10 protein-coding genes are annotated in these 23,794 nt (G+C 61.8%); 7 read left to right on the forward strand and 3 right to left on the reverse strand.

Translation table 11 applies throughout. The annotated features are described in order from the left end of the window. Positions 1 to 130 precede the first annotated feature (130 nt). Positions 131 to 3,841 carry a methionine synthase gene (metH, locus tag HX783_RS01830; protein WP_177015740.1) on the forward strand — a complete coding sequence of 1,237 codons (3,711 nt, stop codon included), beginning with the start codon at positions 131 to 133 and terminating at the stop codon, positions 3,839 to 3,841. A gap of 132 nt (positions 3,842 to 3,973) precedes the next feature. Next, positions 3,974 to 8,776 carry a dermonecrotic toxin domain-containing protein gene (locus HX783_RS01835; RefSeq protein WP_177015741.1) on the forward strand — a complete coding sequence of 1,601 codons (4,803 nt, stop codon included), beginning with the start codon at positions 3,974 to 3,976 and terminating at the stop codon, positions 8,774 to 8,776. A 54-nt stretch (positions 8,777 to 8,830) separates the two neighbouring features. Here HX783_RS01835 and HX783_RS01840 read toward each other — a convergent pair whose 3' ends face one another. After that, positions 8,831 to 16,072 carry an NEL-type E3 ubiquitin ligase domain-containing protein gene (locus HX783_RS01840; protein ID WP_177015742.1) on the reverse strand — a complete coding sequence of 2,414 codons (7,242 nt, stop codon included), beginning with the start codon at positions 16,070 to 16,072 and terminating at the stop codon, positions 8,831 to 8,833. 113 nt (positions 16,073 to 16,185) lie between these two features. Between HX783_RS01840 and HX783_RS01845 the strand changes: the two genes are divergently transcribed. After that, positions 16,186 to 16,404 (forward strand): DUF2970 domain-containing protein, encoded by a 219-nt coding sequence (locus HX783_RS01845; RefSeq protein WP_159955826.1) that lies wholly within the window; start codon positions 16,186 to 16,188, stop codon positions 16,402 to 16,404. Here the strand turns inward: HX783_RS01845 and HX783_RS01850 are convergent. Then, positions 16,401 to 17,468, reverse strand: coding sequence for an ABC transporter substrate-binding protein (locus HX783_RS01850; RefSeq protein ID WP_177015743.1), 1,068 nt, complete (start codon positions 17,466 to 17,468; stop codon positions 16,401 to 16,403). The two genes, HX783_RS01845 and HX783_RS01850, sit on opposite strands and share 4 nt — an antisense overlap. A 423-nt stretch (positions 17,469 to 17,891) precedes the next feature. Between HX783_RS01850 and HX783_RS01855 the strand changes: the two genes are divergently transcribed. Beyond that, a complete protein-coding gene (locus tag HX783_RS01855) occupies positions 17,892 to 19,550 on the forward strand; it encodes a nitrite/sulfite reductase (RefSeq protein ID WP_159955822.1) in 1,659 nt (552 codons plus the stop codon). Next, positions 19,534 to 20,028, forward strand: a complete 495-nt coding sequence (locus HX783_RS01860; RefSeq protein WP_017136920.1) for a DUF934 domain-containing protein — start codon at positions 19,534 to 19,536, stop codon at positions 20,026 to 20,028. Before HX783_RS01855 ends, HX783_RS01860 begins: the two co-directional genes overlap by 17 nt. Before the next feature lie 61 nt (positions 20,029 to 20,089). Here HX783_RS01860 and HX783_RS01865 read toward each other — a convergent pair whose 3' ends face one another. Then, positions 20,090 to 20,548: a MerR family transcriptional regulator gene (locus tag HX783_RS01865; RefSeq protein ID WP_177015744.1), complete on the reverse strand. Its 459-nt coding sequence runs from the start codon at positions 20,546 to 20,548 to the stop codon at positions 20,090 to 20,092. Positions 20,549 to 20,620: 72 nt separating this feature from the next. Here HX783_RS01865 and HX783_RS01870 point away from each other — a divergent pair, with 72 nt between their 5' ends. Continuing rightward, positions 20,621 to 21,853 carry an NADH:flavin oxidoreductase/NADH oxidase family protein gene (locus HX783_RS01870; RefSeq protein WP_177015745.1) on the forward strand — a complete coding sequence of 411 codons (1,233 nt, stop codon included), beginning with the start codon at positions 20,621 to 20,623 and terminating at the stop codon, positions 21,851 to 21,853. Between the two features lie 77 nt (positions 21,854 to 21,930). Continuing rightward, positions 21,931 to 23,655, forward strand: a complete 1,725-nt coding sequence (gene poxB, locus HX783_RS01875) for a ubiquinone-dependent pyruvate dehydrogenase (RefSeq protein WP_159955816.1) — start codon at positions 21,931 to 21,933, stop codon at positions 23,653 to 23,655. Positions 23,656 to 23,794: the final 139 nt, after the last annotated feature.

The following is a 23,794-nucleotide window of genomic DNA, read 5'->3' on the forward strand; positions in this document are numbered from 1 at the left end:
TGCCGGCAAGTCTACCGGGCCATGACAGCCCCCAACATGAACGATATTCATGCAAAACCTGTACATGCTCTAAATCGGCACAGGTTTGTTATGATTCACGCCCTCCGAAATGCCTGACCAGAGTAGTCCCATGTCCGATCGTAGCGCTCGTCTGCAAGCCCTTCACCAAGCCCTCAAGGAACGTATCCTGATCCTCGACGGCGGTATGGGCACGATGATCCAGAGCTACAAGCTTGAGGAAAACGACTACCGTGGCAAACGCTTCGCCGACTGGCCGAGTGACGTCAAGGGTAACAACGACCTGTTGGTGATCACCCGTCCGGACGTGATCGGCGGCATCGAAAAGGCCTACCTGGATGCCGGCGCCGACATTCTGGAAACCAACACCTTCAACGCCACGCGCATTTCCATGGCCGACTACGGCATGGAAGAACTGGCCTACGAATTAAACGTAGAAGGCGCGCGACTGGCGCGCAAGATCGCCGACGCCAAGACCCTGGAAAACCCGGCCAAGCCGCGCTTTGTCGCCGGCGTGCTCGGCCCGACCAGCCGCACCTGCTCGTTGTCACCGGACGTGAACAACCCCGGCTACCGCAACGTGACCTTTGATGAACTGGTGGAAAACTACACCGAAGCCACCAAAGGCCTGATCGAGGGCGGCGCCGACCTGATCCTGATCGAAACCATCTTCGACACCCTCAACGCCAAGGCGGCGATCTTCGCCGTGCAAGGCGTGTTCGAAGAGTTGAACGTCGAACTGCCGATCATGATTTCCGGCACCATCACCGACGCCTCCGGCCGCACCCTCTCGGGCCAGACCACCGAAGCGTTCTGGAACTCGGTCGCCCATGCCAAACCGCTGTCCGTAGGCCTGAACTGCGCCTTGGGCGCCAGCGAGCTGCGCCCGTACCTGGAAGAGTTGTCGAACAAGGCCAACACTCACGTTTCCGCACACCCGAACGCCGGCCTGCCGAACGAATTCGGCGAGTACGACGAGCTGCCGTCGCAAACCGCCAAGGTCATCGAAGAGTTCGCCCAGAGCGGCTTCCTCAACATCGTCGGCGGCTGCTGCGGTACCACGCCAGGCCACATTGAAGCCATCGCCAAGGCCGTGGCCGGCTACGCACCACGCCCGATTCCGGATATTCCCAAGGCCTGCCGCCTGTCGGGCCTGGAGCCGTTCACGATTGATCGCAGCTCGTTGTTCGTCAACGTCGGCGAGCGCACCAACATCACCGGTTCCGCGCGCTTCGCCCGTTTGATTCGTGAAGACAACTACACCGAAGCCCTGGAAGTCGCCTTGCAGCAGGTGGAAGCCGGCGCCCAGGTGATCGACATCAACATGGACGAGGGCATGCTCGATTCGAAGAAGGCCATGGTGACCTTCCTCAACCTGATTGCCGGCGAGCCGGACATCTCCCGCGTACCGATCATGATCGACTCCTCCAAGTGGGAAGTGATCGAAGCCGGCCTCAAATGCATCCAGGGCAAGGGCATCGTCAACTCCATCAGCATGAAGGAAGGCGTCGAGCAGTTCATTCACCACGCCAAGCTGTGCAAGCGCTACGGCGCCGCCGTGGTGGTGATGGCCTTCGACGAAGCTGGCCAGGCCGACACCGAAGCGCGCAAGAAAGAAATCTGCAAACGCTCCTATGACATCCTGGTGAACGAAGTCGGCTTCCCACCGGAAGACATCATCTTCGACCCGAACATCTTCGCGGTCGCCACCGGTATCGAGGAACACAACAACTACGCCGTCGACTTCATCAACGCCTGTGCCTACATCCGCGACGAGCTGCCGTATGCGCTGACCTCCGGTGGCGTGTCCAACGTGTCGTTCTCGTTCCGTGGCAACAACCCGGTGCGTGAGGCGATTCACTCGGTGTTCCTGCTGTATGCGATCCGCAACGGCCTGACCATGGGTATCGTCAACGCCGGCCAGCTGGAGATCTACGACCAGATCCCGGCCGAGCTGCGCGACGCGGTGGAAGACGTGGTGCTCAACCGCACGCCGGAAGGCACCGACGCCCTGCTCGCCATCGCCGACAAGTTCAAGGGCGACGGCAGCGTCAAAGAAGCCGAGACCGAAGAATGGCGCGGCTGGCCGGTGAACAAGCGCCTGGAACACGCGCTGGTCAAGGGCATCACCACGCACATCGTGGAAGACACCGAAGAATCACGCCAGTCGTTTGCGCGCCCGATCGAAGTGATCGAAGGCCCGCTGATGTCCGGCATGAACATCGTCGGCGACCTGTTCGGCGCCGGTAAGATGTTCCTGCCGCAAGTGGTGAAGTCTGCGCGGGTGATGAAGCAGGCCGTGGCCCACTTGATCCCGTTTATCGAGCTGGAAAAAGGCGACAAGCCGGAAGCCAAGGGCAAAATCCTGATGGCCACGGTAAAAGGCGACGTGCACGACATCGGCAAGAACATTGTCGGCGTGGTGCTGGGTTGCAACGGCTATGACATTGTCGACCTCGGCGTGATGGTGCCTGCAGAGAAAATCCTGCAGGTGGCCAAGGAGCAGAAGTGCGACATCATCGGCCTGTCCGGCCTGATCACGCCGTCGCTGGACGAGATGGTCCACGTGGCCCGCGAGATGCAGCGCCAGGATTTCCACCTGCCGCTGATGATCGGTGGCGCGACCACGTCCAAAGCGCACACGGCGGTGAAGATCGAGCCCAAATACAGCAATGATGCAGTGATCTACGTTACCGACGCCTCCCGCGCCGTGGGCGTGGCCACGCAGTTGCTGTCCAAGGAACTCAAGGCCGGTTTTGTCGAGAAAACCCGCCTGGAATACATCGACGTGCGCGAGCGTACGTCCAACCGCAGCGCGCGCACCGAGCGCCTGAGCTACCCGGCCGCGATTGCCAAGAAGCCGCAGTTCGACTGGAGCACGTACACCCCGGTGAAGCCGACGTTTACCGGCGCCAAGGTGCTGGACAATATCGACCTCAAGGTGCTGGCCGAGTACATCGACTGGACGCCGTTCTTTATTTCCTGGGACCTGGCCGGCAAATTCCCGCGCATCCTCGAAGACGAAGTGGTGGGTGAAGCCGCCACGGCGCTCTACGCCGATGCCCAGGAAATGCTCAAGAAGCTGATCGACGAAAAACTCATCAGCGCCCGCGCCGTATTTGGCTTCTGGCCGACCAACCAGGTGCAGGACGATGACCTGGAAGTCTACGGCGACGACGGTCAGCCGATTGCCAGGCTGCACCACTTGCGCCAGCAGATCATCAAGACCGACGGCAAGCCGAACTTCTCCCTGGCCGACTTCGTCGCGCCCAAAGACAGCGGCGTGACCGACTACATCGGTGGCTTCATCACCACCGCCGGCATTGGCGCCGAAGAAGTCGCCAAGGCCTATCAGGATGCGGGTGACGACTACAACTCGATCATGGTCAAGGCCCTGGCCGACCGCCTGGCCGAGGCCTGCGCCGAATGGCTGCACCAGCAGGTGCGTAAAGAGCATTGGGGTTACGCCAAGGACGAGCAGCTGGATAACGAGGCGCTGATCAAGGAGCAATACAGCGGCATCCGCCCTGCCCCGGGCTACCCGGCGTGCCCGGATCACACCGAGAAAGCCCAGCTGTTCCAACTGCTCGACCCCGAGGCCCGCGAGATGCATGCCGGGCGCAGCGGTGTGTTCCTCACCGAACACTATGCGATGTTCCCGGCAGCGGCAGTCAGCGGTTGGTATTTCGCCCACCCACAGGCGCAGTACTTTGCCGTGGGCAAGATCGACAAGGACCAGGTGACAAGCTACACCGCGCGCAAGGCTCAGGACCTGAGCGTCACCGAGCGCTGGCTGGCACCCAACCTGGGGTATGACAACTAAACACGCGTTGCGGTATCCCAATGCCGCCTGCGTCACCGCAAAATCCGTTTTTCTGTGCCGGGCCGATCATTCGGTCCGCTGGCCCGGCAGCTCACCCAACACCGGGGTGTACACAGAAAAAAGGATTTTGCCATGCCCGATCTACCCATCGCCCTGAGCGCATTACCCGCCCAGGCCATCCATGCCCATTTCGCTACCCGCCCGGCCTTGTTTTCAGTGGTGTTCAAGGCACTGCTCGGCGGTATTCGCGAGCGTTATCCGCACCTGAAGCTGGACCTGCTCACGCTCAAACTGGCCAGCCCCACGCCCGCCGGCGGCTACACATTCCCACTACTGATCAGTGTGGCGGTGGCCCACGTCCTGAACCCGCGCCTGCTTGACCTGCGCCCCCAGAACGACCTGCCGTACTATCTGTCACCCATTAGCGGCGGCCGCCTGGCCGATATCGACATGCAGGTGATTGCGCACATCATCGACGAGCTGCCAGGCTCGCTTTACCTGCATTTCCAAGCGGACCTGGCCGCCTACTGGAGCGAGACCGACAGCCTGGGCAGCAGCCGCTGGCAATGGCTGGGCGAGTGGCTCAATGGCCAGATGACCGCAGCGGCAGCCGGTCGCCAGGGCCTGAGCGACACCCACAGGGACATGCTGGCCACCACCGCCGCCTGGCCGTCACGCGTGGAACGCCTGCCCCGCTCCACACCGACCACGTACGCGTATTTCATCGAAACCACACTGTCTAAAGCCGGCAAGGAGGTGTGCCTGCTGACGCCGGACCTGCTGCTGGTGCGCGACAGACAGGTGCTGTTGTGCAGCGTGGCAGGCGTTGTCGAGCCGTTTGGCTCCCTGGACGCCTTTGGCGAAGCCTGGGGCGCGCGGATGCAGGCGCAGTTTCAGTTCGACAGCCTGACCTGGCGGCGCAATGAGCCAGACGGCAACGTGTTTGAACAACAGGCCGGGCTTATCCTCAATCAGCAACTGGAAGACCTGGAAACGCTGGCCTATCAAGGGCAAAGCGAAGCGGCACTCGACCGCACCCTGGAAACGCTCACGGACCCGGCCCTGCTGTTTACCCAAACCGCCGTGCCAGCCCCTGCGCACCTGCAGAAGGTCGACGAAAAACTCCCGGCGTGGCTCAAGCAAGCAAGCGCCAATGAGCGCTTTGCCTACCACCGCCACCTGCAGGACATGGCCCAGGTGCTGCGCCTCAATCAGGGGCGTTCATTCAATGAGGGCGTGGAAAATATCCATGCTTTCAGCCGCAATGCGTTGCGCAAGCAGATGCAGGCCGACCACGGCGACCAGGACCCCGACGATGTACTGCTGGACTTCGCCGTCGCGGCTGGCTACCCAGGTGGCGCCGGCATTATCGAGCATGTGCAGCTGTCGCTGACGGAGCTGGCGGTGAAGAACCTGGCCGGCAAGCCTAAGGGCACGCTGACGCTACGGTCCAAAACCGCCGGCGCGCTGCCGGGCTGGCTGAACGAAGATTACCTGCTGGGCAGCCAGGGCCTGATCCAGCGTGTCGACATCGGAACGGCCTACCCACAGAAGATCAAAGACCTGTTGCTGTCGGACACCGCCGACGCGCGCCGCCGGGAAAAACTCTTCACCCGTGAACTCAAGGTGCAGCTGCCGATGCGCGCCCTGGAATACGCGATTCGGCAACAGCACGGGGTCACCGCCACCGGCTATCGCTATGTGAAAGCGATGATGGGCGAGACACCCGCAGACCGAGTCGTCGACGGTCAGGAAATCGTCCTGCGCCCACTGGCCCTGTGCCGCAAAGCCGGGGCAGCGCCCGATGCCGTCAATAACTTCTTTGTGATCGAACCCCGCGACGCTGGCGTTGGCCCGCACGTGCTGTACCGACCGCTGTACACCGAGGCCCTGTCTCAATATCCGACACGCCAGGCTATGCTCGAGGCGCTTGCCAGCCCCGGCGAACTGCAAAGCAGTGTGCTGACCTGGCTGAGCGACACGGCTCGGCCGATTTATGACAACGGCGGGATCCAACAGCCGCACATCATTCGCTTCCTGCCAGGGGATGAGTTCGCGCCGCCTGAAGACCCTGCACCGGCGACGCTGGCCGTCGATGAAGGCGCCGAGGAATGGCTGCAGTCACAGATCAACGGCCAACTGCTGAGCCACTTGTTCGGCAGCACCGCGCGGGCGATGGTCGACCTGGCGGACCGCGAGTCGGTGTCCAACCACGAAAGCCGCTGGGCCATTGTGATGGAAGGCGCATGGCTGCTGTTCAATACCCTGTTATTGCCGTTGGTACGCGGCCCGGCCATGCTGGCCGGCTGGTTCCTGGTGTTGGTCAGCAGCCTGGAGCAGGACCTGGCCGGCCTGGACAGCAGCGACCCGACCACGAGTGAACTGGCGCTGATTGACCTGCTGCTCAATACCGCCATGCTGTTGTTGCACGCCACCAGCGCCTCCCCTCGAAGCCGCCAGCCCTTGGCGCGCCCCGCGCCCGAAGAGAGTGTCTTGCGCCTGGCCACCTGGCGCCATCCGGCGGGCCAAGCGCCTCAGCCCGGCCCCTCGCTGATTCGCCACGGCGCCGTGACGCTGCCCGGCGAACCCCCGGCAAGCGGCCGCACCGCCCTGGATTTCAGCCGCTCGCTGGCCAGCCCGCAGGCAAGTGCGAAGTTGCTCAAGGCGCTGCTCGACGTCCACGTGCCCTGGCCTGAAACTTTACCGCCACCAGAGGCCAGCGGCCCGCTCATGGGGCTGTACCGCATTGGCCAAACCTGGCACGCCAGCGTCGGCGGGCTGTTGTTTCAGGTCAGCGTGGTGCCGGGGTTTGGTGAGGTTTACCTGGTGGACCCACAACGCCCACTGCACCCTGGTTTCAAGCTGGTCAGCGACAATCAGGGGCATTGGCGCCTTGAGCGCAAGGCGCGTCTTGAAGGCGGCATGCCCAAGAAAAAACTGGATGCACAGTTGCGCAAACAACGCGATCGAATCGCAGCGCTCAAGCGCGACCTGAGTGCACTCGAGAATAGATTCTTGCCGGTGGCGATAAAATCGGTCGAGCTTAAAGTCGCACTGGACGACGCCCGCGACCGGCTGGTGAAAGAGCGAATAGACCTGCGCGCAGATTGGTCAAGGCTCGCCAACACGGCTGCGATTCCAGCGTTGCACGCCAGAATGACTCAACGCCATGAGCAACGGCGCCTTTCCACGGCACGGGCCAAGGTCGAGTGGGAGATCGCCGTTGAGCGATACCTGAAACACGGTCACGAGTCAGTTTCCATGCTGCTGGGAATGGAAAACCTCGCCGGTGAACTGATGGCAGCCGACAGGACCGATCCGAAACATGTAAAACGTCGCAACAGCAACACCAAGGCCCTGTTTGATTATTGGGTAGCGGTCTATGAGGTCATGTCGCAAAAACTCTTGGACACGCTTCAAACCGAGCGCGGCGAAACGGAAGATGAAGTGCAGGCCCGTGCCAATACACAGTTACCCAACGGCGTTACAGACGCCTACGAGGAATTCAGGCACATCAGGAGGCAGCAATTTGACGTACTCAAACAGAAGATCGAGCCTGCCCAACACGTCGAGAATATCCTCCAGCAAGCGGACCCTGCCTTGCGCCAATTGCTATTGCAGGACAGCCCCACCGATCAAAACATCTCCTCAAGCACGCTCAACCAGCATGCACTGATCTTCCTGACTGAACTGGTACTGGATCGCACTCACCCAACCCGGGAACTCGCCGAGTTTCCTTACCTCATGGTGCTCACCGACGCCAAAACCGTCACCAGTGTGTTGGCGCATGCGGAAATGCGCACCAACCGTGGCTACTCGACGCTTGAGCAAATTGACGTACTCAAGGACGTCCTTGAGCGCTATGAACGGCTGGAGAACGCGGTCAGGTCGCTGGCTGAAATGGGCTCCGGCTTTGTGCGCGAGGAATATCGAGCAACCTTCCTCGATGAGATCAGCAGCGCCCGTACCGACCTTGAAGCCGAACTGGCCGACCTGATTCTTTCAGAGGAAGGGTTCGCTCACCGCCCCAGAACAACGGCTCCCATCCGTGAGAAACCCGCCACCCGCCGAGTCATCAGGACGCGCAACCAACGCACGCTGGTGGGTGACCTGCGCCCGCCTCAGTCAGACATCCCGGGCAACTTTGTCGATATCACCGACCCGCACACCAAGAAGATTGTCGCCAGCTACCACGAACACGCCGCTGAAGGCGTATGGACTGAGGTTGTCCAAGCGGCGCCGGTCGTACCAACGAGCGCACCGGTAAAGCGCTCGTTGAACACGATTAAACGCAGTGCAGAATCCGTATTTACCGAAAGGGCAAGAATTGAGCGCACGATACGCGACCAACAGCGCAAACTACTCGATCCCACCCGACGTGAAACCCTGCGCCCGGTGGAATGGGAAGACATGTTGACCCAGCATGCGAGCAAAATCGAAGCCTTGGCCAATGAGATCAAAGAAGACCATGCCACCCACGCCGAGGCTGACGACTTGATCAAGGCCTACGGTGACAGGGCGCGGGCCGCTCGCATCCTGGCTCACGAGGTGCGCGCGCAGGGTTACATGCAGCAGCTCCCCAAAGCTGAAAACATCGACTACCTGCACAAAAAAGGCTTCATCGATATCAACCTGGTCAAAAGCCGAAAACTACTGGCAGCCGGTGATTTTCTGACCGAATACTCAGTGAAGGACAAACAAACGCTCAAGGTGTTGTGGTATGCGCACTTCCATTACCCCACGGCGCTAACGCCGGCAGCGCAACACAGCTTCGCCCACTTGAAACTCCCGGAGCAGCAATCATTGACGCGCCGGCAGGTGATCGAACAAGCCGCGGCAGATAACCGCACTGCCGTGCTGATGGATAAAGCCTTGATCAGACCGCCCCTGGATCAGAAATTGTTCCTGATACTGGAACCGCCGCTGCAAGCGTAACCTGCCAACCAATGGCCCCCATACCCGCGCCTGCGGGTATGGGGGCTTGAAAAACTACTGCCTCCAGGACGGACCGGGTTGCGGCGACGCCGGTCTCGGCGGTGAGGTCTCAACCGTGCCGGTCGATAGCTCCAGCACCTCCTTTCTCGACAGCTCAAGCAGCTTCTGCGCCCGCGCACTGCCCAACTCGATCTCCAACAGGTTCAACGCCTCGTCATAGCGCTGCTGGCTCTCAGTGCCCGGTTCCCTGGCGCTGTGTTCGTCCTCCACAGCGTTCTGGCGCCTGAGCGCGTTTTGCTCCAAGGCATCGAACGCGTCGGGATAGCGCTCGCGCAAGTAGTTGAGCCAATAATCCCGGGCAATCAGGCTTTCATAAAACCCATCGGACTCCTCCGCCGCGAGCACCAGCGCACGCGCGCTATTCAAGGCCTGCCCGCTGAGCGGCGTAGCGAACGCCATGTAGGTGGGTTGCCCTGGCAGGTCGAGGCCGTCTGGCCAACCGCGGGTCATGCCGATGCGGTACTGCAAGCGTACCTCCGCGCGGTCCAGCCCCTGGGCATTGCGTTCGGCCAAGGTGTCGACCTGGTCGAGTCGGAACAGTTGCCGGGACAGGTCCAACAACCGTTGGCCGCGCAGCCTCACGTTGTGGACCGGAACGTCACGCAACACTCGCTCCTCGAACACCAGCACCTCCATTGCACTGAACGTCAGGGTGCGCCCATCGATACAGGTGTTGTGGGTTTGCGATGCCGCGAATAACGTCTCGCGCTGTTGCGCATTGCTGGCGGCCGCTTCGATCACCTCCCAGACCCGCCGAGTGAGATCAGTGCGGGTGAACCTGAACTCGTGGGTATCACGCAGTTGCGAAAGCAAATGAAAGAAGGGGGCGTGGCCGGGCTCCTGGGTCAGTTGCAGCCACAGTTGCTGCCTGGATGCGGCCAGGGCCGACGGCGTGTTCATCAGCCAGGACGCCAGCGCCGCTTCACCCGCCTCACCCGCCGGGTCAAGCATGATTTCCAGGGGTTCATAGGCCGCCCCGGCGTCATTATCATCGTCGGAGTCACCGTCCGAATCAGCGCCGGAGTCGCTTCCAAAGCCGATGTCGGAGTCGCTTTCAAGCGCGGCAATCCTGAGGTTGATATCCTCGCGGGTCAGGCCCATGACGCCCTGCCCCTGGTGGGCATCGCTGTAGTGCCTGAGCTGTTCCAGCGTGTTGAGCGACAGCTGATGATTGTCGGCCAGGTTCGTTCCGGTCACCAATTGGTCGTGACTGCCACCCAGCAAGCGGTCCGGAAATGTCGTCAGGGCATTACCGCTGAGGTTCAGCGTACGCAGGTCGCTGGCCTCCAATGCGCCGTCGGGCCATTGGGCAATATCGTTGTAGCCGAGGTCGAGGGCTTCCAGGCGGCTGAAGGCGCTGATGCTGAACTCGCTCAGGTTGTTGTGGCTGAGGTCCAGACGGCGCAAGCGTTCACCGCCCAATTGGCGGTACAGGGGCTCGGGGTCACTGAAAGCGTTGGCGGCCAATTCCAGTTGTTCCAGCTGGCCCATGTGTTGCACCGCCTCGGGCAACGCCGTCAGCTCGTTGCCGCTCAGAACCAGCTTGCGCAAGGCCGGGAAGCTGTTGAGAAAACCATCGGCGCCTTGCCCCGAGAAGCGCACACCGGTCAAGTCCAGGCCGCGCACATGCTCAAACCGCAGGTCCACTTCAGGCAGATGGTCGATTTGCAGGCCGTGCAGGCTCAGCTCGGCCTGTGCATCACCAGACACGCCGCGCCGCCAGCATTCACTGATTCTGTGCACTGCCAGTTGCCGTTCCACGGCCAGGACACTCACGTCTGCGGCCTGCAGTTCGCGGGTATACAGCCAGCCATTGAGCTGGCGCGTCAGGGACTCGCACTCCCGTAGCCATGCGCTCAGTTGCGTGTCTATCTGTGGGTCGCTCAACCCTCTGTCACGCAGTTGCTCCAGCCGTTGCAGCGCCTGATCCTCGGTCAGCGCCGGGTTCAACTGTTGCAAGCGCTTGGCAAAGCCCGCAACACCTTCCAGGCTCGCGATAGGGTAAGGCAATGGCAATAAATAACGTGCCATCGACAAGCCGGTTTCTTCCGGTGGAAAAGCGCCTGGCAGAGCTTGCTGTTCAAACCGGCTCAGTGCGCCTTCGGGCAAACCTCGAGCGGTTTCAACCCTCTGGCGTGCCGCCTTGAGCGCAACCTCACCGTCCGGAATGAAGCGGTTGCCTGCCAGGTTGACCTTCATCATCAACGCGTCGTTCGCCAGCACGGATGACGGCAAAGTGGGCAGTTGATTATCGCGCAAATCGAGCCACGCCAGCTGCGGCAAACCCTCGGCCCCGGTTGGCCAGGCCTGCAACTCGCTCGCTCGCGCATTCAGCGCCTTGAGATGCGTCAGCTCACTGACATCCAACGCGTTCAGTGGGTTATCACTTAGATTCAATTGCTCCAGAGTGCTCAGACCATTGAGTTGCGCCTGGACCGCTGGCGTGACCACCAGGCTGTTGTTGGACAGGTCGAGTCGGCTTAAGGCGGGCAGGTCGCCTGGGCCGATGGGTAATTCGGTCAAACCATGGCCGCGCAGTTCAAGGGTTTGCGCGCCGCTGAACGCGCGAATAAAACCACGGGTCTGCTCAATCGACTCTCCCACCCAGCCCAGCCGCAACTCGCGCACATGGGAAAAGGTGGCCGCCGGCAGTTGCGGCAGTTCAACGGTGCTCACCGGCAAGGAGCCGGCGTCCGCTCGAAACTCCGGCGTCGGCAACTCAAGCACCGATACGTTGGCTGTCAATTCATAACGCTGGGCTATCGCCCCGCGCCAGCTGGTTTCGAGGGCATTGATAACGTGTGCGTTGGCACCCGTTTGCCAGGGTATTGAACGTAACCTGAGGCGCGACGCCGGCGTGGCCGGGTGATAGAACCGCGCAAAAAGCCCGTTGTACTCTGCCCCCAGGGCTTCGATAGCAGCAAACCGGGTGACTGGGGTATTCCAGGTGGTCATGATTTTTTCATGCAAGGCGGCCGTCAGCGGCGAAGGGCCCAGCAACGACTGCAACTCACCCCTGGCGTACTCGCGGACCATCTGGTGCAGGTCAGCCAGGTGCACCCGTTCGCCGCGATAGTCTTTCACGTACTTATACGCGGGCGTGAAGGCCTCGCGGGTGAAGTTTGACCAGTCCAGCGACAGGCCCGCCCACAGGTCTTCATGCCCGGTATACAGGCTCTCAGGCAATGCGCGAATGCTGGTGTTGGCCAGGTCCAGACGCTCCAGCTGAGCCAGGTTTTCAGCATAAGCCGGCCACTGCGAGAGCGCGTGAGGTGCATCGAACTTCAGCTGTTTCAACTGCACAAGCGCGGACAGATCCAGGTTGTTGAGTGCCGCCGGAGAAAACCCGCTGCACTCGATATGCAACGCCTGCAGCGAAGTGAGCGCATTGAGTTTCGAGGCGAAATCCGACGCCAGCGACGACGCATCTGCCTTGAACGTCAGGTGCTTGAGCTGAGTCATCTTGCTCACCGCCTGGGGCACCGTCGTCAGCGGCGATATGCCGAAGGTAGCCGGGTCCCACACGCGACCGCTTTCGCCAATAGACAGACTGTTCACATTGGGAAACCGCGCCAGAAAGGCATCCGCGTTGGCGTCGCTCAAACCGCGCCCACCCACCGACAGCTCGCGGATATGCGCAAAGTCAGCCGTCAGCGGCGGCAACGGCTCATTGATCACAATCGACAGCCGTTCGGCACCCGGTACTTCCTCCGCCAGCGGTGCGCGCCGCCACTGCGCCTTGAGCAATCGGGCGACTTGGGTTCTATGCAGGTACGCAGAGTTGTCCGGCGCGGCGCTGAACGGGTCCAGCGCCACCGGAGGCCGGCCCACCCACTGGTCAAGGGTTGTTGCCAACTCTTCATATTCGCGCCTGCGGTTTTCCAGGAGATTGAAGATTGCCTTGTCGCTCCTGCCCGGCTGTTGCAACCGGCGAATATAAGCACTGGCCTGGGCGTCGCTCAGTTCCGGGTAGATCACCCTCGCCCGCGCCGCAAGATTTGCCCTCACGTCGACCTCACGTCCGCTGGCGTAGTACCCCACCCGTGCGTCGTTGACCCGCACGGGCGGCTTGGGAGGCTGGCTTTGCGATGCCAGCAGTGACGCTGTTTCACTGCGATAACGGTCGGCAAACTCAATGATTTTTTCCTGCAACTCGGCGCTCTGGCCGACCTGAGGCACGCCCAGCCCGCGCCGTGCTTCATCGGGCAACGCGTGCATCAGCGAGGCATAAAAATTGTCACCCTGTTTGGGCAGGCTGTTGAGTTCTTCACCGCGCTCATTGAAGGCCTGAAACCGTGAGTTTTTTCTCACCAGGTACTTCTTGTCGCGTGCCGACTCGCTGCCAATGCTGTACAGCAGCGTGCCGCTGTCACTGTCTGCGCGCACCTCCAGGCGCAGCGTGTCCGGCCAGCCCGGTAGTTTTTCCAGGCAATGCAGCGCCAGGCGTCGGCTGTCCGCCGAGGCCATGTTTTCGCTGCGCAAACCGGCATAGGCGCGGGTTTGGCGACCCTGGCGCGCATACCAGCGGGCCTCTTCCAGCAAGGTTAAGGGCACCCGGTGTGCGGCCTCCAGTTGGTTGAGGTCATCAGGCCGCGCGTGCGCCAAGGCTTCCTCGGCGCCCGCTTCGCTTAGCCCGGGACATAGGCGCTGCAACCGCCGGACCTGGCTCGACACCGGCTCCGTGCCGGCGTAAAGGCTGTCGAAAATCGCCGGTTTGCGGGTCAGGGCGTAATCAGTGAGTTGCTTGCCAAACTCTTGCGGCCGCAGCTCCACCACCCGTGCGCCCTGCGCGCCCAGCAGGCCGACGACTTCCTGCTCATCAAGCACCGCCAGAATGTGCGCTGGCAGTTGGCCGTCGAGGATATCGGCACGGCTGATCTTGATCGGCGCCTTCGCAGTCGCGCCGCGTGGCAGGCGCTCGGAGCCGTACTTGACCGACGCGCCCGATAAACCCGGTGCCTCGAATACCTCAAGCACCCGCGTTTTCGGCCAACCGGGCATTTCCGCCACCAGCGGCAGCGCGTACAGATAGCGGTCATCAATCGGCTGGGTGCCGCGCAATTGCTCGATCACCTGGCCGGTGTCGGCGTCGGCCTTGAACAGGCGCATCGCATCCGTCAGCTCGGGCGGCGGCGGCGCGAGGTCCATGTGCATTTTGCGCAGGGCGTTATCGCTGACACCGCTGACATCCGCCACCTTGATCAGCTCGGTATCGGAAAACGCCTCGGTGGTATGGCCCATGCGCCGCAGCAGGGTCAGGCGGTCCCATTCCAGTGGCCGCTCCAGGGTATGGCGCCAGGCGCCACGGCCGTTGCTGTGCAGAATCGGCTGGTAGGCAGCGGGGTCGCTCGGGTGCTTGATGCGCCACTGCTGCTTCGGCTCCTCGAAGAATTGCTCGTAAACCTCATTGCCCTGGCGGATATAGGTCTTGCCCTGCAGCTGATACTGCCCCAGCGCATTCGGCCCTGATCCGGCATCCAGCGCGACCGGGCTTTCATAGCCACTCAAATCAGGCTTCCACAGGCGGGTTTCGCCGTTGGGCAACGTCACGGGGCTAAGGTGTTCAATCACCGGTTCCGGCTTGACTGCCCTGAATCTACTCACCACTGCGCCCACGCCAGCCATAACAGCCAGCTGCGCGAGGTTCTCGGCCACGTCGACCAGGTGCGCCTTGGCTGCGCGCTTGTCGCCCTCGGCCCATTCGATCGAGCCCTCCAGGGTTTCGTACAGCAACTGCCCGGCCATCACCGTCAACATGATTTCGCCCAGGACCGGGACGAACATGGAGACCATGTTCAGCCCCAGCAAGCCGATTTCCAGCAGATGGGCGAGTTTTGCTTCGCGCGCCTTGATATCGACTTCGGCGGTGGGCACCGCATGGCTGCGGGCATCGGCATACACCTTGTCGCGGTTTTGCTCAAACAGGTAGTCCCACAGGTCTACATTGTCCGCCCACGGCCCGCGCCCCTTGCGGGTGACATAAGAGGGCGCGATATACGGATCGGGTGCCGGTTCCATTTTTGCCGGACGCGCCGGTGGCAACTCCTTGATATGGGTGGCGGGCGACAGCTCACTGACCGTCTCGATGATCGTGCGCCACGGCGACGTCAAAGGGCCGCCGGGGGAATCGGCAGCCGCCTGGGTGAATTGGCTGAAGTAATACCCGCGCTGCGCATACGGCACGAACTGGCTGAAAAACCGCTGGTACGCCGTGGGGCTGGCATCGTTGGCCTGCATGCCGTCCCTGGCGGTGAACAGGCGCTTGAATTCCTCGCGCATCTGCGCGGCGGTATAGCGCTTGAGCGGATGCTCCGGGTCCTGGGGAATGTAGAGAATCACTTCGTCGTTGTAGCGGTACTTCTTGCCGATCACGAAGGCCACGCAGCCGGTCATGCGTTTTTTCATCAGGCCCATGTCGTTGAACCAGACTTGCTTGTCACCCATCCACGGGTGCACTTCGCCGTTGATCACCGAGACGATCATCTTGTGGTCCGCAGGCTCGATGTCCCGGGTCAATAACGCCTGGTCAGCGGCAGCGCGCATCGCGGCTTTCTGGCTGGCGATAAACCGTTGGCGCAGGGTCGCCTGGGCCGTGGCATCGGCAGGCTCGAAGAACGTCTTCAGGTAGGCCTGGTAGTTGGCGCCCACATCCAGGCCACGGCAGAGCGTCAGGAACTGGCTGACCGTCAGGTTCAGCGTGGTGGCTTCGAAGGTGTCAGGGCTGGCCGCCTGCACCACAAAGCCGGAGCTTTCATGGTAGGCAGCGCTTTTGCACTCCCAGGCTTCGAAGTTATGCAGTGCAGCTTGCAGCATCGACAACTTGAGGAATTCGAACGACGACACTTCCAGCTCCAGCACCGTCACCGCCAGCGGGCGGCGCAGGCACAGCAGGGTCTTGTCGACGTCAACGTCCACCTGGAACTGGTCTTTCAGGGCTTTGAGCAGTAAGGGCCGGGCGAAGGTGTCGACGTCCTGGAACGTGGCCATGCTTTTGTCGAGTTGGGTCTGGGCCAGGGTGCTGGCCTTGATGCTGGCAACAACGGTCTTGCGCTGTTCGGGCGAGGCGTTTTTGTACCAATCCGGCAACACCGCCGTACTTTGTTTAAGCGCCAGGCGCCGGGCCGGTGTCGCGTCGATCAGCCATTGCGGCACAGCCTTTTCGAGGAAGTCACCGTGAATACTTAAGGTTGCCGCCGGCGGTTTTGCGGTGGCGGCACCAGGGGATAAATCGGACATGCTGTCACTCCTGTGAAATGAAGTGACAGCACATCACCGTTCAGCCCAAGGCCGGTGGTGTATAGATACGGGGCGTCTATGCTGTGTTGGAGAGTCTTCGTGACGAGGGTTTTATGGACGATCCACTCGACAACAAGCCGCCGACCTTCTGGCAAATGCTGCACAGCGTGATGGCGGCCGCCTTTGGCGTGCAGAGCGGAAAAAATCGTGCGCGCGACTTTACCCATGGCAAACCCAGTCATTTTGTCGTGCTGGGCATCCTGTTCACGGCCGTGTTTGCGCTGACGCTGTTCGGCATCGTCCAGCTGGTGCTGCACCTGGCCGGGGTTTAACGCAGCAGCAGTTGCAGGCTGAACGGGTAACGGTAGGACGCCGGCTTGCCGACCGCCGAGAGCGCACGAAAATCTACCGGCGGCATCGGCCCCAGCAAGCGCTTGGCCTGGTCGCTATCGATCAACTGGAATAAGGCTTGCTGGCGGTCGCGACCGCCGTAGGCGCTGATGTCGACGCCCTTGGCATCATCGTTGACCAGCACCATCGCCCACCCGCCCAGGGTGAAATGCCCGGCAACCAAGGTGGTCAGCCGCCCGTCCAGGCGTGCCTGCAATATGTCCGGCGAACTGTTGACCGCACTGAACAACACGTCCTTGCCGGGCACTCGCCCGCTGTCTTGCAAGGCCTGCATCGCGCCCAGTGCCATCTCATCATTGGCCGACCACACCAGCGCTGTTTGCGGGTGGCGCCTGAACAACTGCGTGGCTTGCTCGAAGGCGCGCTGGCGGCTCCATTCCCCGTAGACCAACTGGCGCAGGCGCACCTCGGGATGTTCGGCCAGCGCGCGGCGCAGGCCTTGCTCGCGTCGCTGTGCAACGGGCGTGTTCTTGGCGCCGGAAAACGCCAGCACGTCGAGGGTTGCACCCGGCGCGACGGGGCCATGCTGGCGCAACAGGTCGGTGAGCATCAGGTAACCGGCCTGCTCGTCGTCGGCCACCAGGCTGCCGATCCACTGCGCGTCTGTACGCGCATCGAGCAATTGCACCTGATCGGCGGTCAGTGCGTTATGGACGATCAGCAACTTCACCCCACTGCCTCGGGCCATGCGCAGAATTTGCGGGGCGACGTACTGCTCGTTCACCAGCACCAGGTAATCGGGCCGTTCGGCACCCTGCAACGCTTCGCGGGCCTGGGCCAGGGTGTTATCGGCATTGCGCTCGGAATAACGCACGCGCAAATCCAGGCCGAGGTCCTTGGCGGCGGCCTGCATGAATTGCGCGTAGCTGACCCAGAAGGTTTCGGTGGACGTGCCGGGGTTAAGAAATACCACTGACGCCGCATGGGCTGTCGCCCCGTACGCCGCCCCCAGTAACCACACACACGCAATCAGAACCTTCAACATGGTTGTTTGTGCCTCGAATGTTGATCGCCATCATAGTGGCAATGCGACAGTCAATCGAGGCGCAAGCACCCTTCTTTTACTGGTGGCTAACCCAGAATACGGCGGTTCCGACCACCAGGATAATCAGGAACAGAATCGCCCAGGCATCCACGGTACTGTCGGGTTTACGGGCTTTGGTTGAATTGCTCATCGCATCGCCTCTTATCGGTTTTATAGGTGATTGCACTCAAACACGCTCACAGTAAAGTCGACGATTGCCCGCATGACAAATGTGGGTATCGCGATAACGGTTCTCATTAGTCAATTTGGTTATTTACATATACTCAAACATCACTTTTGCGCATAAACGCAAACTGGTATCGTGCGCCGGCTCCGTTGGGAGTGCGCGGCCGTGCGCGCAGATTTGCCGAGAACAGGACCTATATGTACGTATACGACGAATACGATCAGCGCATCATCGAGGACCGCGTCAAGCAGTTCCGTGATCAGACCCGACGCTACCTAGCAGGTGAACTGAGCGAAGAAGAGTTCCGCCCTCTGCGCCTGCAAAATGGCCTTTATGTTCAGCGCTTTGCGCCGATGCTGCGGGTGGCTGTGCCTTATGGCCAACTGACCTCACGCCAGACGCGCATGATGGCCAAGATCGCCCGCGACTTCGACAAGGGCTACGCCCACATCAGTACCCGCCAGAACGTACAGTTCAACTGGCCGGCGCTGGAAGACGTGCCGGACATCCTGGCTGAGCTGGCCACCGTGCAGATGCACGCCATTCAGACCAGCGGTAACTGCCTGCGCAACGTGACCACCGATCAATTTGCCGGCGTCGCTGCCGACGAGCTGATCGACCCACGGCCATGGTGTGAAATCGTCCGTCAGTGGACCACCTTCCACCCTGAATTCGCTTACCTGCCACGTAAGTTCAAGATCGCCATCAATGGCTCGACCTCGGACCGTGCAGCCATCGAAGTGCACGACATCGGCCTGGAGCCGGTGCACAACGCAGCCGGCGAGCTGGGTTTCCGTGTACTGGTCGGTGGCGGCCTCGGCCGTACGCCGGTGGTGGGCGCGTTCATCAACGAGTTCCTGCCGTGGCAGGACCTGTTGAGCTACCTCGACGCGATCCTGCGGGTCTACAACCGCTACGGCCGTCGTGACAACAAGTACAAGGCCCGGATCAAGATCCTGGTCAAAGCGCTGACCCCTGAGGTATTCGCCCAGAAAGTCGACGCTGAAATGGAACACCTGCGCGGCGGCCAGACCACTCTGACCGAAGCCGAAGTACAGCGCGTGGCCAAGCACTTCGTCGACCCCGAGTACAAAGCCCTGAGCAATCAGGACGCCGAGCTCGCAGCCCTCGACCAGCAACACCCAGGTTTCGCCCGCTGGCGTACCCGCAACACCCTGGCACACAAAAAGCCGGGCTATGTCGCCGTGACCCTGTCGCTCAAACCTACCGGCGTGGCGCCGGGCGACATCACCGACAAGCAGCTGGACGCCGTTGCCGACCTGGCCGAGCGCTACAGCTTCGGCCAACTGCGCACCTCCCACGAGCAAAACATCATTCTTGCCGACGTTGAGCAGAGCCAACTGTTCACCCTGTGGGGCGAGCTGCGCGAAGGCGGTTTCGCCACGCCGAACATCGGCTTGCTGACCGACATCATCTGCTGCCCGGGCGGCGATTTCTGCTCCCTGGCCAACGCCAAATCGATCCCGATTGCCGAATCGATCCAGCGCCGTTTCGACGACCTGGACTACCTGTTCGACATCGGCGAGCTGGACCTGAACATCTCCGGTTGCATGAACGCCTGTGGTCACCACCACGTCGGCCACATCGGCATCCTGGGCGTGGACAAGAAAGGCGAAGAATTCTACCAAGTGTCCCTGGGTGGCAGCGCCAGCCGCGATGCGAGCCTGGGCAAGATCCTCGGCCCGTCCTTCGCCCAGGAAGCCATGCCCGAGGTGATCGGCAAGCTGATCGATGTGTACATTGAGCAGCGCACCGAAGATGAGCGTTTCATCGACACCTACCAGCGCATCGGCATCGACCTGTTCAAGGAGCGCGTCTATGCAGCGAATCATTAAGAACAACGAAGTCCTCGACGAAACCTGGCACCTGCTGCCCAAGGACGCGAGCTTCGACGGTATTTCCAACTGCGACGACCTGATCGTGCCGCTGGCCCTGTGGCGCGAACACGGCCACGCCCTCAAGGCCCGCGACGGCGGCCTGGGTGTGTGGCTGGACGCCGATGAAGAAGCCGAAGAAATCGGCGATGACGTGCAGCACTTCCAGGTCATCGCCCTGAACTTCCCGGCCTTCACCGACGGCCGCAACTACTCCAACGCGCGCCTGCTGCGTGACCGTTACGGTTACAAGGGCGAGCTACGGGCGATTGGCGACGTGCTGCGTGACCAGCTGTTCTACCTGCGCCGCTGCGGGTTCGATGCCTTCGCCTTGCGCGCCGACAAAGACCCTTACGAAGCCCTGGAAAGCCTCAAGGACTTCTCGGTGACGTACCAGGCCGCCACGGATGAGCCGTTGCCGCTGTTCCGTCGTCGCTAAACGTTAGCGCAGTGATCGCTCCCACGCTCTGCGTGGGAGTGCATCCCCGTGACGCTCCGCGTCACTCTTCAGCGGGACGCAGAGCGTCAGAGGCGGCATTCCCACGCAGAGCGTGGGAACGATCATGCGTGATCGACGCCAGCACCTGCTTTTGCCCCATGGAACACGGCACATCTGCCGGGTGCGCCCGCACCGCCTCGATCACGCCCAATAACTGAGCTTTGCTATGGGCCAGCTGCGCCTGCATCGTTTCGATTTGCGCCACCTTGCGCTCCAGAGCCTCAATCAATTCGTCGCGCTTGCTCTCGCCCGGCGCCGGCATCAGCGCTTTAAGCTCCTGCAAGGTGAACCCGGCCTGCTGCGCACTTTGAATCAGCTGCAGGGTTTGCAGCGCTTCGGCTGAATAACGCCGATAGCCATTGGCCTGGCGCCCCACCTGGCTGATCAGCCCTTCGGCCTCATAAAAGCGAATGCGCGACGCCGCCAACCCGCTCCTCTTTGCCAGCTCACCAATATTCATCGCCACACCCTGCTTGACATTAAAGTTAACTTTAAGCTTAGCCTGAGGCCTCCCCCGCTCAGGAGTCAACGCATGTCACCTTTCGAAGCCTTGCAGCTGCCCAACGGCCAGGTCCTCGCCAACCGCATCGCCAAGGCGGCGATGGAAGAGAACATGGCCGACGCCAAACAGGCCCCGTCGCGCGAACTAAAACAGCTCTACACGGCGTGGGTAGACGGCGCGCCCGGCTTGCTGTTGACCGGCAACGTGATGATCGACCGCCGCGCCATGACCGGCCCGGGCGGTGTCGCGCTGGAAGATGAACAGCACCTGGACAGCTTTCGCGAATGGGCCGAGGTGGCCCGCGCCAAGGGCGTGCACTTCTGGGTGCAGCTCAGCCATCCGGGGCGCCAGACCATGGCCAACCTGGGCCAGCAAGCCATGGCGCCGTCTGCCGTAGCGCTCGACCTCGGCGGTTTTTCGAAGATGTTCGCCAAGCCCAAGGCGATGACCGAAGCCGAGATTCAAGACGTAATCAAACGCTTCGCCACCAGCGCACGCCTGGCCGAGAAAGCCGGGTTCACCGGGGTGCAGATCCACGGCGCGCATGGCTACTTGATCAGCCAGTTTCTCTCGCCGCTCAGCAACCAGCGCACCGACCGCTGGGGCGGCTCGCTGGAGAACCGCGCGCGCTTGCTGCTGGAGGTGATCAACGCGGTTCGCGCCACGGTCAGCCCGACCTTTTGCGTGGCGGTAAAACTCAATTCCGCCGACTTCCAGCGCGGCGGTTTCGCCGAGGCGGATGCACGCGCGGTGGTCGAGATGCTCAACCCGCTGCCCATCGACCTGCTGGAATTGTCCGGCGGCAGCTACGAAGCGCCGGCCATGCAGGGCGACGCGCGGGACGGGCGCACCTTGGCCCGTGAAGCGTACTTCCTGGAATTTGCCAAGGACGTAGCGACCATCGCCACCATGCCGCTGATGGTCACCGGTGGCATTCGCCGCTTGCCCATCGTGCAGCAAGTGCTGGACAGCGGCATCGCCATGGCCGGCATCGCCACGGCGCTGACACTGGAGCCGCAATTGATCCAACACTGGCGCGAAGGCCGTGACCCCAACCCGCAACTCAAGCCCATTGACTGGAAGCGCAAACCCCTGGCCTCCCTCGCCACGCTTGCCGTGGTGCGGTATCAGATGCGCCGGCTCAGCCGCGGCCATCTGCCCAAGGCCAGCGTCGCGCCGTGCATGGCGTTGGTGCGCGATCAGTGGTTTATCGCCCGCCGTACACGCCAATACCGCGCGGCCATGACGCAATCTTCACACTAAAGGGTGAACATCCGCCGTGATCGAACTGTCCCCTATTGATCAGCAGCTTTTAACCTCACTGACGATTGGAGTTTTTCATGGCGAAAATCAACCTGGCCCAGCAATTGGCGACCACCCTTGAACAGGCGGGCATCAAGCGCATCTGGGGCCTGACCGGCGATAGCCTCAACGGCCTGACCGACGCCCTGCGCACCATGGACAGCATCGAGTGGATGCACGTGCGCCACGAAGAGGTGGCCGCGTTCGCCGCCGGTGCCGAAGCGGCTGCCACCGGCGAGCTGACGGTATGCGCCGGCAGCTGCGGGCCCGGCAACCTGCACTTGATCAATGGCCTGTTCGACTGCCATCGCAACCATGTGCCGGTGCTGGCCATCGCGGCGCAAATCCCCTCCTCCGAGATCGGCCTGAACTACTTTCAGGAAACCCATCCCCAGGAACTGTTCAAGGAGTGCAGCCACTTTATCGAGCTGGTGACCAACCCCGAGCAAATGCCCCAGGTGCTGCACCGCGCCATGCGCTCGGCGATTCTCAATCGTGGCGTGGCAGTGGTGGTGATTCCAGGCGATGTGTCACTGCTGGAAGTCGAAGACAAGCTCAAGCCGTGGCCGGCCCTGCACGCACCGCGCACCTTGCCGGCGGAACAGGACCTGCAACGCTTGACCGACATTCTGCAGAGCAGCGAAAAAGTCACCCTGCTGTGCGGCAGCGGCTGCGCCGGTGCCCACGATCAAGTGGTCGCCCTGGCCGATGCCTTGGGCGCGCCGGTGGTGCACGCCTTGCGCGGTAAAGAACATGTGGAGTGGGACAACCCGTTCGACGTAGGCATGACGGGCCTGATCGGCTTCAGTTCGGGTTACCACGCCATGCTCAACTGCGACACGCTGATCATGCTCGGCACGGATTTCCCCTACCGCCAGTTTTACCCCACCGACGCAAAAATCATCCAGGTCGACCGCAACCCGCAAGCGTTAGGACGCCGGGCCACATTGGACCTGGGCATCGCGGCGGATGTCAGCGAAACCATCGACGCGCTGCTGCCGCGCCTGACCCGCAAGACTGATCGCCGCTTTCTCGAGACCTCGTTGAAGCACTACGAGAAAGCTCGCCAAGGCCTGGATGACCTGGCAGAACCTTCCAAGGCCGACCGGCCGATCCACCCGCAATACGTTGCGCGCTTGCTCAGCGAGCTGGCCGATGACGACGCCATCTTCACCGCCGACGTCGGCTCACCGACCGTGTGGGCGGCGCGCTACTTGAAGATGAACGGCAAACGCCGCCTGATCGGCTCGTTCAACCATGGCTCGATGGCCAATGCCATGCCGCAGGCCATCGGCGCCCAGGCGGCGTTTCCTGGGCGACAGGTGATTTCGATGTCCGGCGATGGCGGCTTCGCGATGTTGATGGGCGATTTCATCTCGTTGGCGCAGCTGAAACTGCCGGTAAAAGTCATCGTGTTCGATAACTCATCACTGGGTTTCGTCGCCATGGAAATGAAAGCCGCCGGCTACCTGGACACCGGCACCGAGCTGAAAAACCCGGACTTCGCGGCCATGTCCAACGCCATGGGCATCCTCGGCATTCGCGTGGAGCAATCCGAAGACCTGGAACCGGCGCTGCGCCGCGCCCTGGCCCACGACGGCCCGGTGCTGGTGGATGTGGTTACGGCGACACAGGAACTGGTCATGCCGCCAAGCATCAAGCTGGAACAGGCCAAGGGCTTCAGCCTGTACATGCTCAAGGCGGTGATGAGCGGGCGTGGTGACGAAGTGATCGAGCTGGCGCGTACCAACTGGTTGCGCTGAGTTTCAGTGGCGTCGGGCAGCGCGGGTAGACCAGCGTTCTAGGTCAAATGTGGGAGCTGGCTTGCCTGCGCTGGCATCAACGGTGTGACACTGCACCACCGAGGCGCCTGCATCGCAGGCACGCCAGCTCCCACACCCG

The sequence above is a fragment of the Pseudomonas sp. D2002 genome, from assembly GCF_013385735.1.
In the GTDB taxonomy this organism is placed as follows: domain Bacteria; phylum Pseudomonadota; class Gammaproteobacteria; order Pseudomonadales; family Pseudomonadaceae; genus Aquipseudomonas.